Below are 12,997 nucleotides of genomic sequence, written 5' to 3'. Positions count from 1 at the left end.
TCAGCAGTACCATATTTTGTACTTTATCGATTTTGCCTCTGCTTTTTAGCGATATAAAAAGGACTTCTTAAAAGAAAAATCACCCAGCCGCACAGCAAAAACCAGTAAAAACTGTATTTGGGGCAGATTAGCCCCGCAAAATTGCCCCACTCGCCGCTGTAATCCCACACGCGGCGGCGCAGAACCACGCGGCAGGCCAGCCCCACCGCCAGTTCCAGCAGCGTAATGCCGGCCGCCCCTGCCGCAGCTGCCAGCCCCAGCGGCAGCTTGCCCCGCGCCAGCCTTTGCAGGGCGCACAGGCACACCCCGCCCGCCGCAAACATCGACCAGTGCGTGACCCCGCGCCAGGCAATTTCCAGCCACGCATACGCCGCGCCACCCAGCACAAACAAAACCAACGTTTCCAAAAACAAAGCCCCCTGCCCATACCGGAATAACCCTAGTATGCGCAGGGGGCAATACTTATAACAATTTATTTGGACAGCTTTTTCAGCAGGGCGCTGCGGGTATCCCACAGCTTCTGGCTCAGGTCCACATAGTAGCGGTGCGGGTTCTCAAAGCGCTTGACCTCGTCCCACAGGGTATTGACCTGCGCCTTGCAGAACTTCTTGATGTCGTCAAGGCTCGGGGAGGTGTAGACGCGCTCGCCGTTTTGGTAGATGGGGGTGGACAGGCAGCGCGCCGTGCAGTTGACGTAGGTGCACTCTTTCCAGGTTTCGATGGGGTCAAACAGCGTGATGCCATGCTCGGTCGAGACTTCCTCGTCCGCCATGGCGATCAGGTCTGCCATCGCCTTGCCGTCCTGGTCGTAGATACGCCAGACCTTTTTCAGGCAGGGAATGGTCATCTTTTCGGCGGATTCGCTCAGCTTCATCTTGGGGGTGTAGCTGCCGTCGTCCTCCTTGACAGCGGCCAGCTTGTACACGCCGCCGAACACGGGGTCGCTCTTGGCGGTGATCATGTTCTCACCGATGCCGAAGCTGTCCACGCGGGCACCCTGCAAAATCAGGTCGCGGACAATGTACTCGTCCAGGCTGTTGGAAGCGCAGATGGTGCAGTCGGGGTAACCGGCGGCGTCCAGCATCTTGCGCGCCTTCTTGGAGAGGTAGGCAATATCGCCGGAATCGATGCGGATGCCCTTGGGGCGCTTGCCCATGGGCTTGAGCACCTCGTCAAACACCTTGATGGCGTCGGGCACGCCGTGGCGCAGCACGTTGTAGGTGTCCACCAGCAGCACACAGGCGTCGGGGTACAGCTCGGCGTATTTCTTGAACGCCTCGTACTCGCTGGGGAACATCTGCACCCAGCTGTGCGCCATCGTACCGGAGGCGGGGATGCCAAAATCGCGGGCAGCCATCACGCAGGAGGTGGAGCCGCAGCCGCCGATATAGGACGCGCGGGCGCCGTAGTAGGCGGCGTCATAGCCCTGGGCGCGGCGGGCGCCGAACTCCATGACAGGGCGTCCCTGTGCAGAGCGCACGATGCGGCTGGCCTTGGTGGCGATCAGGCACTGGTGGTTGAAGGTGACCAGCAGCAGCGTTTCCAGCAGCTGGCACTCAATGGCAGGGCCTTCGACGGTAACGATCGGCTCCTGCGGGAAGATGGGGGTGCCTTCCTCGATTGCCCAGATGTTGCAGTGCAGCTTGAAATTGCGCAGATATTCGAGGAACTTTTCGTCAAACACCTTGGTGGAGCGCAGATAAGCGATGTCCTCCTCGGTAAAGCAGAGGTTGTCGACAGCCTCGATAAACTGCTGCAGACCCGCCATAATGGCGTAGCCGCCGCCGTCCGGCACACGGCGGAAGAACATATCAAACACCGCCGTTTTGTCCAGATACCCCTCGTCCAGGTAGCCGGCAGACATGGTCAGCTCATAAAAATCGGTCATGGTGGTAAGGTTACGCTTTACATCGATCATTGGTAAAACCTTCTTACTTGTATTTTTTGTTTTGGGTATAGCCGCTGCTTTCTCGACCCCAGACCCCCAGCAGGGACAGTACCCATATAAATGCGTATACGGCGATGACCGCCATAGTCAGCATTACAACCACTTTGAAATAGGTGCCGGAGAAAAACTCCGCCACGCGGGAAATTGTGTACAGCGTCTGGTTGCGGGAAATGTTGCTGCCCGCAATCAGCTGTACCGTACCGATTGCCTGCCCTTCTATCGTCAGGGTGACGCTGCCCACGACATCGCCCTGCCGCACAGGGGCGGCCAGGCGCTGGGGCACGGCAAAGACCTGCTGTGTCAGCGCTGCGCCGCCGCTGCGGGGCAGCAGGGTCATCATATTGTTGTCGGGGTAGACCATGACCGTGTCCGCCTGCGTGGCATAGACGACCGGCAGCTCGGTGATAGGCTGGGTCGTGTCCAGCGCGGGGGCGACCGTGTAACTGTCAAACACCCAATCCATTAGGGTGCCGGTTTCCAGCAGCGCCGGGCGGCCGCCCTCAGGGTCGCTTTCCAGCGGGACATTCAACAGGACGCTGATATAATTTTCGCCGTCCTGGGTATGCCAGCTTGCAAAATTCTGCCACTCGCCCAGGCTGCCGGTCTTGCCGCCGCGCACATAGCTGCGGTAGTAGCTGCTGGCGGGGTACAGCATTTTGTCGGTGCTTTGCAGCAGGTAAGTGCCCTGCGCATAGCCCTCTTTTTCGCCCATATAGTAAGTGGGGGTTCCGGCGATCTCGGCAAAGGCATCGTACTGTGTCAGGGCGCGCAAAATCAGGTAGGCATCGCGCGCCGTGGTGACGTTGTCGGTGTTTAAGCCGCAGGGGTCGGCAAAGTGGGTGCCTGTGCAGCCGATGGCCTCGGCCTCTGCGTTCATCATGGCATAAAAATTTTCCAGGCTGCCGCCGCCCATATAGTCCGCCACAATGTAGGCAGCCTCGTTGCCGCTGGGCAGCAGCATGGCATACAGATACTGGCGCAGGGTGTAGGTTTCGCCGCGGCGGATATCGGCGGTGGAGGCGTAGTGCGATTGCTCCCAGATGATGTCATAGATATAGCTTGGCGCCTGAATACTGATGGTGTCCAGCTGGTCCTGGTAGCTTTCCAGCGCCAGCAGCACGGTCATCATCTTGGTCAGGCTGGCGGCCTGCAGCGGCGTTTCGCTGTTTTTGTCGTAAACAACAATGTTGGTGTCCAGGTTGACCACATAGGCCGCCGGGGCAGTCAGTTCGGGGGCACCCTCCACCGAGAGGGCGCTGCCCTGCCCTTCTGCCGCAGCAGGCAGGGCAAAAGCCAGCACCAGCAGCAGCGTTATAAAAACCGAAAAGAATTTTTTCATGGACAATTCCTTTGTCGCAATTTTGTCGCGATACAAGTATATACTTATTTCAGTATAGCAGAATTTCCGCAAAATGAAAAGACAAAAATTGCTCAATTCATAGCGCCCGCCGTGGCAAACAGGCGCGCCACCTCATCGGAAAGCGCCTTGTGCTGCGGCTTAGCAAGGTTGGGGTCAACCGCCAGCAGTGCCTTGGCTTCGGTCTGCGCTACTTTGAGGGTGCGGGTGTCCTGCACAAGGTCGGCCACCCGCAGGGTGGGCAGACCGTGCTGCGCCGAACCAAAGAAGTCGCCGGGGCCGCGGGTCTCAAGGTCATATTTTGCCACGGCAAAACCGTCCGACGTGCGGCACAGGAATTGCAGCCGCTGGCGCACGGCATCGCTGCCGTTGTCGGAGATAAGGATACAGCAGGAATCCGCCGCGCCGCGCCCCACACGCCCGCGCAGCTGGTGCAGCGCCGACAGGCCGAACCGCTCGGCGTTTTCGATGACCATAACCGTGGCGTTGGACACGTCCACACCGACCTCAATGACCGTGGTGCTGACGAGGACGTCCAGCTCCCCTGCCTTGAATTTCAGCATTACATCGTCTTTTTCTTTAGGTTTCATCTTGCCGTGCAAAAGTCCGATGCGCCGGTTGGGCAAAAGCGGGCAGACGGTTTCGGTGTAGTAGGTTTTTACCGCCGTCATGCCGGAATCCAGCTCGTTTTCCTCAATGGCGGGGCAGACGATATACACCTGATGCCCGGCCTCGATCTGCTTGTCCAGAAAACCGAACATATCCTGCCGCTTTTTGCCTGTGATGAACCACGTTTTGATGGGCTTGCGGCCGGGGGGCAGCTCGTCCAGCACCGAAATGTCCAAATCGCCGTACAGCAAAAGCCCCAGTGTGCGCGGGATGGGCGTTGCGCTCATGACCAGAAGATGCGGGTTTTGCGCCTTGCCTGCCAACAGGCCGCGCTGGCGCACGCCGAACCGATGCTGCTCGTCCACGATGGCCAGCCCTAAGTTGCGGAACACCACCGTGTCGGTCAGCACGGCGTGGGTTCCCACGACCAGCCCGGCGCGGCCGTCGGCTATGGCTTCCAGCGCCACGCGTTTTTCCTTAGGTTTCATACCGCCGACCAGCAGCGTGACATTGACGCCGAAAGGCTCCAGCCTGTCGGCCAGGTTGGCGGCGTGCTGCCGTGCCAGAATTTCGGTGGGGGCCAGCATGGCGCTCTGCCAGCCGTTTTGGGCGGCAAACCAGATGGCTGCCGCCGCCACCAGCGTTTTGCCGCTGCCGACATCGCCCTGCAGCAGGCGGTTCATCGGCTTTTCCGCGCAAAGGTCGCGGGTGATTTCCTCAGCCGAGCGCCGCTGTGCCCCCGTGGGGGCATAGGGCAAGCTGCGCCAGAAGGTTTCCAGATCCATCGGGCGCATAGGCGCACCGGTGACATTGCGGTCCCGACTGCGCAAAAGAAAAATACCCAGCTGCAGAAGGTACAGTTCCTCAAAAATCAGGCGGCGCCGCGCGGCGGCCAATTCCTGCTGATTTTTGGGTGCATGGATCGCCCGCACCGCTGCGGCCTTGGGGGGCATTTTATAGCGGGTCAGCAGCTCCGACGGCAGGGGGTCCTGCAGCTCTTCCGCGTAAGGCAGCGCCGCATGCACGCAGCTGTTGTGCCGCGCCGGGGACAGCCCCTCGGTGCCCGGATAGACCGCCACAAAGGGGCTTGCCTGTACCTGTGCTTCGGTGCGCACCAGCGGGTGCAGCAGCTCGCGGTGGGTCATAGTGCCGCCGATGCGCCCCTCAAAATAATAGCTCTCCCCCACTGCGAGCTTATCGGCGGCGTAGGGTGCATTGAACCACGAAAGCGCCAGCACACCGGAATCATCGGCTGCCAGCACACGGTTCATCATGCGGCCGCCCTTGATGCGGCGGGGCGGCTCCTTTTGCAGAACCGTCGCCTTAACGCAACATTCCACATCGTAGGGGGCGGTTTCCACCGTATAGGGCTGCGTGTAGTCGATGTATTTGCGGGGGTAGCACAAAAGCAGGTCGCGTATGGTCACAATGCCCAGCTTTTCAAACTTTTTGGCAAAGGCAGGGCCTACCCCTTTTAGGTATTGTACCGAGCTGTCGATGGTTGCCATGCGGGACCTCCTTTCCTTTTGTGCGGCAAGTATCAAAAAAGGCGAACTCGGAGTTACACCAAATTCGCCTTGTATTGTGGATATTTACTCCACGGAAATCATATAGTAGTAAACGGGCTGGCCGCCGCTGATGTGGCTGACCTCGATATTGCCGCCGCACTTGGCGCGCACCATATCGGTGGTATGCTCGGCTTCCTCATCGCTGACATCGCAGCCGGAAATCACCGTGATAAACTGGGTGTCCTTCTTGCGCATCGCGCGGGCCAGACGGTAGGTCATCTTGACAATGTCGGTGCCGGTGGCCACGATCTTTCCGTTTTCCAGGGCCATGATCTCGCCCTTTTTAATCGGCTTGCCGTCAAATTCACTGTCGCGGGCGGCGTAGGTGATCAGACCCGTGCCCACCTGGTCGGCGGCGGCCATCATATTGACGGCGTTCTCCTCGGGGGCGGTGTCGGGGTCAAAGTTCAGCATGGCGGTCATGCCCTGCGGAATGGTGCGGGTGGGCAGCACGATGACCTTGCGGTCGGCCAGCTTCTGCGCCTGCTCGGATGCCATGATGATGTTCTTGTTGTTGGGCAGCACCAGCACGGTCTTGGCGGGGACGCTCTGGATGGCGGCCAGAATATCCTCGGTGCTGGGGTTCATTGTCTGACCGCCGCTGACAACGGCGTCAACGCCCAAATCACTGAATACGCCTTTCAGACCCTCACCGGCGGCCACGGCGACAAAGCCGTACTCGCGCTCGGGGTCAACGGCGGCGTAGACAAACTCGCTGTCCTTCTTTTCCTCGGCCTCGGCCTGTTTTTCCAGACCCTTAGCCTGTTTCTGGCGGGCCAGGAACTGCTCGTGCATATTTTCGATCTTGAAGTCGGTCAGGTAGCCGTACTTGATGGCCTCACTCAGCATCATGCCGGGGTCGGAGGTGTGCACATGGCAGTTGGCAACGTCATCGTCCTCGATCACGACAACGGAATCGCCGTTGGATTCCAGGAAGGCGCGCAGGCGCGCGACGCTGGCGTTCTCGTCCTTGTGCAGCAGGAACTGGGTGCAGTAGCCGTTCTTGATGTCCTCGACCTTCATCAGGTCATCGGCAAAGACGCCCTTGCCGGCAGCCTCGCTGGAAACCTTGGGCTTGGCGGCAACCTCGGCACCGGCGACGATGCCCTTGCCGTCAAATACCTGCTGCATACCCTCGAAGATGACCATGATGCCCTGACCGCCCGCGTCCACGACGCCGGCCTTTTTCAGCACAGGCAGCAGGTTGGGGGTGTCGTCCAGGGCTGCCTGACCGGCGGCGAGGGTGTTTTTCCACATTTCGGAGATGTCCATCCCGGTACACTCGGCGGCGCGCTCGGCAGCCAGACGGCTGACGGTCAGAATCGTGCCCTCGGTGGGTTTCATAACGGCCTTGTAAGCGGCCTCCACACCCATTTTGAGTGCAGCGGCAAGGTCTGCGGCGTCGGCGGTGGTCTTGTCCTTCAATGCCTTGGAAAAGCCGCGGAACAGCAGGCTGGTGATAACGCCGGAGTTGCCGCGTGCGCCGCGCAGCATGGCAGAGGCAGCGGTCTTGCTGGCCTCGGCCACGGTGCAGGAGTCGGGCAGGTTTTCCAGCTCGGCGCGGGCCGCACCGATGGTCATGCTCATGTTGGTGCCGGTGTCACCGTCGGGAACCGGGAAAACGTTCAATTCGTCCACGCGGGTACGCTGGTTGGCAATATTGTTGGCGCCGGAAAGAATGGCGTCACGCAAGGTCTGGCCAGTAATCATAGTTTGTTTACACCTCATAAATCAATGATATCGTCCACATACACGTCAATGCGCGCAACTTTCAGTCCTGTGGCGTGCTCCACCTCGTCCTTAACGCGGTGCGTAATGCTCTGGGTAATGGTAGATATATTCAGCCCGTAGCCCACCTTGATGTGCAGGGCAATGACCAGACGGCCGCCTTCCTGCGTTACCGAAACGCCCTTGGGCGGCAGGCTGCCCGTGCGCAGGGCACTGCGCACAACCGTTTCGGCCGGGGCCTGGCCCATAGCCGCAATACCGTAGCACTGCTTGGCCGCCTGTTCGACCAGGCCGGAAAAATAATCATTCGTAAGGGAAATATGTCCATACGGATTGACCTTGGTAATCATCCTTGTACCTCCTTGAATGGGGTTCCCCCTGGGTGGGGTGCCGAATATATAAGGCTATTATACACCTTTTTTACGCGCTTGAACAGTGCTTTTTGATAAATTTCTGTTTTATGGGGGATTTAACAATCCATTCACAAAGTTCGGGCATAAAAAGTATATACTTATACCAGAAAGGCACAGGCGGGGCTTGCCTGTGCCGAACATAATTGAAGGAGCATCGATCGTATGAATCTGCTGTTTTTCCTGACACCGAAACAGGATGTTTTGTATATTTATGAGGACTTTACCCTGCGCCAGACCCTGGAAAAATGGTCCAACCAGCGTTTTGCGACCATTCCCGTGCTAAAGCGCAACGGCGAGTATGTGGGTACCATCACCGAGGGGGATATCCTTTGGGGCATGAAAAACCTGCACGGGCTGGATCTGGAGGCCAGCGAGGATGTGCCGATCGCCAGTTTTCCCCGCCGACGCGACTATAAGGCCGTTACCGTGACCACCGACATGGGTAGTCTGCTGCGCGCCGCCGTGGATCAGAACTTTGTGCCCGTGGTGGACGACCGCAATGTGTTTATCGGTATGGTGCGCCGTACCGTTTTGCTGAAGGAAGTATATCACAAGTACGAGAAAAATCTGGCGAATCCCGAGAGCGATTTGTTCCGAAAGATTTCGTAATGCCCAAGGCTATATCGCATAGATTTTTAATACTTATAACAAAACCGCTGCGCTCTGATGACGCAGCGGATTTGTTGTTTATACCGTTGTTGTGATCTGCGGTGCGCCGCCCGCCAGTTCCTCGGCGGTCAGGGGCGCAGGCGGGGCGGGGGTTTGCAGCTTTTCGCGCGCCACGGCCAGCATCAGCTTGATGCGGTTTTCCTGATTGACGCGGGTGGCGCTGGGGTCATAGTCCACAGGGGTGATGTTCGCATCGGGGTGCAGGGCGCGGATCTTGTTGATCATTCCCTTGCCCACAATGTGGTTGGGCAGGCAGCCGAACGGCTGGGCACAGACGATGTTGCTGTATCCGCCCTCGACCAGCTCGATCATTTCGGCGGTCAGCAGCCAGCCCTCCCCCATTTTGGCGCCCAGCGAAATAATGCCCTTGGGCTTTTCCATCAGCTCGCGGAAGGAACCCGGCGCGTAAAAGCCGTAGTGGCGCATGGCCTCGTTGCAGGCCACGCCGACCGAGTCCATCCAATCCAGCAGGGCGTTGGCACCCGCCTGCATCAGCTTGTTGCCGCCGTACAGCTCGACGTCCAGCCCGTAGTTGGCGATGCAGTAGTTGACAAAGCCCATCAGGCCCGGCAGGTTGACCTCGCAGTCCTGCGATTCCAGAAACTTCTCCAGGTCATTGTTTCCCAGCGGCGAGTATTTGACGTAAATCTCGCCCACAACGCCCACCTTGACCTTGGGCACCCGCGTCACGGGAATGGTCGCGTAGTCCGCCGCAATGTCATAAAAGCGCTTTTTCATATCGTGGGCGGCGTAGTTTTTGTCGTTCTTGATCCAGCCCTGAATCTCGGCGATCCACTTCTCGGTCATGGCGTCGGCATCGCCGGGGCGGTTCTCGTAAGCGCGGGTCTGGCTGCGCAGGGCGCAGAGCATATCGCCGTAGAAGATGCCCGCCACGACCTTGCGGATCAGCGGCAGGGTCAGCGGCAGACCGCTGCCCTTTTCCAGGCCGGAAAAATTCAGCGATGCCACGGGGATATTGCCGTACCCCGCCTTGACCAGTGCCTTGCGCAGCAGCTTGATGTAGTTGGACGCACGGCAGCCGCCGCCCGTCTGGGTGATCAGCAGGGCGGTATGCTCCAGGTCATATTTGCCGCTGTTCAGCGCATCCAGAAACTGCCCGATGACCAGCAGCGCGGGGTAGCAGGTGTCGTTGTGGACATATTTCAGCCCCAGCTGGGCGACCTCGCTGCCGCAATTCCCCAGCACCTCGGTCTGATACCCTTCGCTGGCAAGCGCCGCCTGAATCAACCGAAATTGCGTGACGGCCATATTCGGGATCAGAATTTTATGGGTCTTTACCATGTCCTTGGTAAAATTGGGTGTCATGTATTCCATAGCCTTGTAACCTCTCAGTGCTTGTCCTGCTTGCGTTCTTCCAGCGCCGCAAACAGGCTGCGCAGGCGGATATTCACCGCGCCCAGATTGGTGATCTCGTCGATTTTCAGCTGGGTGTACAGCTTACCGCCCGCTTGCAGGATTTCGCGCGTCTCGTCGGTGGTCACGGCGTCCAGACCGCAGCCGAAGCTGACCAGCTGCACAAGGTCCATATCGGGCTGTTCTGTGCAGTATTTGGCGGCAGCATACAGGCGGCTGTGGTAGGTCCACTGGTTCAAAACGGCCGTGGGGAATTTCTGCTCGTAGCCGCTGACGGAATCCTCGGTCACGACGGCGGCGCCCTGCCGGATGATCAGCTGGTCAATGCCGTGGTTGACCTCCGGGTCCACATGGTAGGGACGTCCCGCCAGCACAATGATGTGCTTGCCCTGTCGGCGGGCCTCCGCGATGATGTCCGCGCCCTTTTCGCGCACAAGCTGCATGTGCTTCTCGTACTCGGCATAAGCGGCATCAACGGCCTCATGCACAGTCTTTTTGTCAAAGCCGGGGAAATACTTTTCCAGCGATTGGGCGAATTTTTTATAAAAATCCTTGCGCCGCTCCAAATTGAAGTAGTCGTAGATAAACTTTGTTGTGCCAAGCTCCGGGCAGTTGCCTGCCAGCACCTCCGGGTAATAGGCTACCACCGGGCAGTTGTAATGGTTGTCGCCCAGATGCTCGTCCAGATTGTAGCTCATACAGGGGTAGAAGATGGCGTCCACGCCCTGCTCACACAGCCAGCGGATGTGCCCATGGCTGAGTTTTGCGGGGAAGCAAGCGGTATCGCTGGGGATGGTCGCCTGACCGGACTGGTACAGCTTTCGGTCCGAGAAGGGGCTGGTCACCACCGCAAAGCCCAGGCGGGTAAACAGCGTGTGCCAGAACGGCAGCAGCTCGTACATATTCAGGCACAGCGGCAGACCGATTTTGGCGCGCGGCGCGGCAGGTGCGGGGGCCGTGCGGTAGCCCTGCAGCAGGCTGCGCTTGTAGGTGTACAGGTTCAGTTCCTCGCTGTTGGCCTTGCCTGTTACGGGCTTGTCGCAGCGGTTGCCGGAAATAAACCGCTTGCCATCGGCAAAAATGTTGATGGTCAGCTGGCAGTGGTTGCCGCAGCCCTGACACTGCACGGTGTTGACCTTCTGGCTGAAGGCTTCCAGCTGCTGCTGCGTCAGCACGGTGCTGTGTGCGTTTTCGCCCGCGCGGGCTTTGCCATGCAGCGCCGCGCCGAACGCGCCCATAAGCCCCGCAATATCGGGACGAATGACGTTGACGCCCATCTCTTTTTCAAAGGCGCGCAGCACCGCTTCATTATAAAAGGTACCGCCCTGCACAACGATGTTGCGCCCGAGTTCTTCGGGACCGGAGGCGCGGATGACCTTGTACAGCGCGTTCTTGACCACCGAGATAGAAAGTCCCGCGCTGATATTTTCAATCGATGCACCGTCTTTTTGTGCCTGCTTGACCGAGGAATTCATAAACACGGTGCAGCGGCTGCCGAGGTCAACGGGCTTGTCGGCAAAAAGACCCAGCGCGGCAAATTCCTTGACGTCATAGCCCAGCGCCTGTGCAAAGGTCTGCAAAAAGCTGCCGCAGCCGGAGGAACAGGCTTCGTTGAGGAAGATGTTGCTGATGGCGCCGTCCTCAATTTTGAAGCACTTCATATCCTGGCCGCCGATGTCGATGATAAAATCAACGTTGGGCAAAAAGTGCTTGGCCGCCGTAAAGTGCGCCACCGTTTCGACCAGACCGCGATCGCAATGGAAGGCATTTTTGACCAGTTCCTCGCCGTAGCCGGTGGTGGTCACGCTGGCGATCTGCAAGTTGGGATGCTCCTGGTAGAGCTTGAGCAGCGTTTCGCGCACCAGCGGAATGGGGTTGCCAAGGTTGGGGCGGTAGCTGGTGAACAGAATGTTGGCGTTTTGGTCAATGACCACCAGCTTGATGGTCGTCGAGCCGGAGTCAATGCCGATATGCACAGGGCCGCAATCCGCGCCAAAGGGTACACAGGGTACTGTGGCTTTCAGATGGCGGGCGTGGAATTCCTCATACTCCTGCTTGTCGGCAAACAGCGGCGGCAGGCTGACATAGGTGGCAGTGGCGCTGTACTCGCCCAGACGCTTGGCCACGGTGTTCAGGTCGGATTCCTCGTCGGCATAGTAGGCAGCGCCCAGCGCCACAAACAGCAGGCTGTTTTCGGGGCAGGTGCCGGTGACGCCCAGCGTTTTGTCAAAGCTCTGGCGCAGCGTCCGGGAGAAGGTCAGCGGCCCGCCCAAATACAGGATGTTGCCGCGGATAGGACGCCCCTGCGCCAGACCCGCAATGGTCTGGTTGACCACAGCCTGATAGATGGAGGCGGCGATGTCCCCTGCCTGCGCGCCCTGGTTGATCAGCGGCTGGATGTCGCTTTTGGCAAACACACCGCAGCGGCTGGCGATGGTGTAGGTGCGGGTCGCCTGTTGGGCGGCCTTGTCCATCTCGTCCGCGCCCATTTTTAATAAGGTAGCCATCTGGTCGATGAACGCGCCCGTGCCGCCCGCGCAGCTGCCGTTCATGCGCACCTCAGTGCCGTTGGTCAGGAACAAAATCTTGGCATCCTCACCGCCCAGCTCGATGATGCAGTCGGTGCCCGGCGCCAGACGGTTGGCGGCCACGCGGGTGGCAAAGACCTCCTGCACAAAAGGCACACCGCAGCTGTCCGCCAGACCCATACCGGCAGAACCGGAAATGGCAAGCTTTGCCCGACCGTCGGGCAGATATTCGGCAGCGACCTTTTGCAAAAGGGCGCGGCCTTTTTCTAAAATATGACTAAAATGACGTTCATAGGTAGAATATACGATCTCATCGGCATCATTCAGCACAACACATTTAATGGTGGTGGAACCGATATCCAAGCCAACACGCATAGCAATTAAACCTCCCACGGAGATACAAAGTACTTTCCTCTCTACACCTTTTGCCCATTGCAAAAGTGCCATAACTATTTAATTTTACGCCCTTTGCCGAAATTTCGCAAGTATTTTTGCGTAAAATGCAGTACAGTCGGCGCAAACTGTCATAGAACCCCGCCCAAAAAACGACAAAGCGGCACAGGCTTTTGTGCCCGCACCGCTTCGCCGTCAAAAGAAAAGAGGAGTATGGATGAAAAAACTTGGGGTTCCTGCTCCGATGGTCGGGTCCCTGCTCCCTTCCGTCGGAACACATTTAGTATACCGTTAAGTTGTGACAAAGCCATGAAGAAAGTTCAAACAAATTGCGAAGTATTTTTGAACAAATGGAGCCAGAGGCACAAGGCAGCGCACCATGCACAGGGCAAACAGGATGCTTACAAATT

At 58.5% G+C, this 12,997-nt stretch carries 9 protein-coding genes; 1 reads left to right on the top strand and 8 read right to left on the bottom strand.

The features are described from left to right. Positions 1-23 precede the first annotated feature (23 nt). The 6 genes from Q0I19_RS02745 to Q0I19_RS02720 all read right to left on the bottom strand — a co-directional run bounded on the left by Q0I19_RS02745 (position 24) and on the right by Q0I19_RS02720 (position 7,560). Positions 24-407, bottom strand: a complete 384-nt coding sequence (locus tag Q0I19_RS02745) for a hypothetical protein (protein WP_294758114.1) — start codon at positions 405-407, stop codon at positions 24-26. Between the two features lie 65 nt (positions 408-472). Further along, entirely contained in the window at positions 473-1,918 is a 1,446-nt protein-coding gene (locus tag Q0I19_RS02740; RefSeq protein ID WP_294758116.1) for a nicotinate phosphoribosyltransferase, read from the bottom strand. A gap of 13 nt (positions 1,919-1,931) precedes the next feature. Next, positions 1,932-3,287, bottom strand: coding sequence for a serine hydrolase (locus Q0I19_RS02735; RefSeq protein ID WP_294758118.1), 1,356 nt, complete (start codon positions 3,285-3,287; stop codon positions 1,932-1,934). A gap of 92 nt (positions 3,288-3,379) precedes the next feature. Beyond that, entirely contained in the window at positions 3,380-5,458 is a 2,079-nt protein-coding gene (gene recG / locus Q0I19_RS02730; RefSeq protein ID WP_294758121.1) for an ATP-dependent DNA helicase RecG, read from the bottom strand. A 48-nt stretch (positions 5,459-5,506) separates the two neighbouring features. Then, on the bottom strand, positions 5,507-7,192 hold the full coding sequence (locus Q0I19_RS02725; protein ID WP_294758124.1) for a DAK2 domain-containing protein: 1,686 nt from the start codon (positions 7,190-7,192) through the stop codon (positions 5,507-5,509). Between the two features lie 14 nt (positions 7,193-7,206). Next, on the bottom strand, positions 7,207-7,560 hold the full coding sequence (locus Q0I19_RS02720; RefSeq protein ID WP_294758126.1) for an Asp23/Gls24 family envelope stress response protein: 354 nt from the start codon (positions 7,558-7,560) through the stop codon (positions 7,207-7,209). A 225-nt stretch (positions 7,561-7,785) separates the two neighbouring features. Here Q0I19_RS02720 and Q0I19_RS02715 point away from each other — a divergent pair, with 225 nt between their 5' ends. Next, on the top strand, positions 7,786-8,232 hold the full coding sequence (locus tag Q0I19_RS02715) for a CBS domain-containing protein (protein WP_294758128.1): 447 nt from the start codon (positions 7,786-7,788) through the stop codon (positions 8,230-8,232). A 78-nt stretch (positions 8,233-8,310) separates the two neighbouring features. On the opposite strand, the gene Q0I19_RS02710 is transcribed toward Q0I19_RS02715, so the two are convergent. Then, entirely contained in the window at positions 8,311-9,627 is a 1,317-nt protein-coding gene (locus tag Q0I19_RS02710; RefSeq protein ID WP_294758130.1) for a 2-hydroxyacyl-CoA dehydratase, read from the bottom strand. Positions 9,628-9,641: 14 nt separating this feature from the next. Continuing rightward, the gene (locus Q0I19_RS02705; RefSeq protein ID WP_294758132.1) at positions 9,642-12,569 is read right to left on the bottom strand and encodes an acyl-CoA dehydratase activase; all 2,928 of its coding nucleotides are present in this window, start codon (positions 12,567-12,569) and stop codon (positions 9,642-9,644) included. Positions 12,570-12,997 lie beyond the last annotated feature (428 nt).

The organism is uncultured Gemmiger sp. (genome assembly GCF_934561205.1).
Classification (GTDB): domain Bacteria; phylum Bacillota; class Clostridia; order Oscillospirales; family Ruminococcaceae; genus Gemmiger.
This window is presented reverse-complemented; position numbering and strand designations above follow the sequence as displayed.

What these genes read in the sequence shown, in the direction of transcription:
- Q0I19_RS02740 (WP_294758116.1), bottom strand. Translation starts at nt 1,918, where the DNA reads ATGATCGATGTAAAGCGTAACCTTACCACCATGACCGATTTTTATGAG.
- Q0I19_RS02735 (WP_294758118.1), bottom strand. Translation starts at nt 3,287, where the DNA reads ATGAAAAAATTCTTTTCGGTTTTTATAACGCTGCTGCTGGTGCTGGCT.
- Q0I19_RS02725 (WP_294758124.1), bottom strand. Translation starts at nt 7,192, where the DNA reads ATGATTACTGGCCAGACCTTGCGTGACGCCATTCTTTCCGGCGCCAAC.
- Q0I19_RS02720 (WP_294758126.1), bottom strand. Translation starts at nt 7,560, where the DNA reads ATGATTACCAAGGTCAATCCGTATGGACATATTTCCCTTACGAATGAT.
- Q0I19_RS02715 (WP_294758128.1), top strand. Translation starts at nt 7,786, where the DNA reads ATGAATCTGCTGTTTTTCCTGACACCGAAACAGGATGTTTTGTATATT.
- Q0I19_RS02710 (WP_294758130.1), bottom strand. Translation starts at nt 9,627, where the DNA reads ATGGAATACATGACACCCAATTTTACCAAGGACATGGTAAAGACCCAT.
- Q0I19_RS02705 (WP_294758132.1), bottom strand. Translation starts at nt 12,569, where the DNA reads ATGCGTGTTGGCTTGGATATCGGTTCCACCACCATTAAATGTGTTGTG.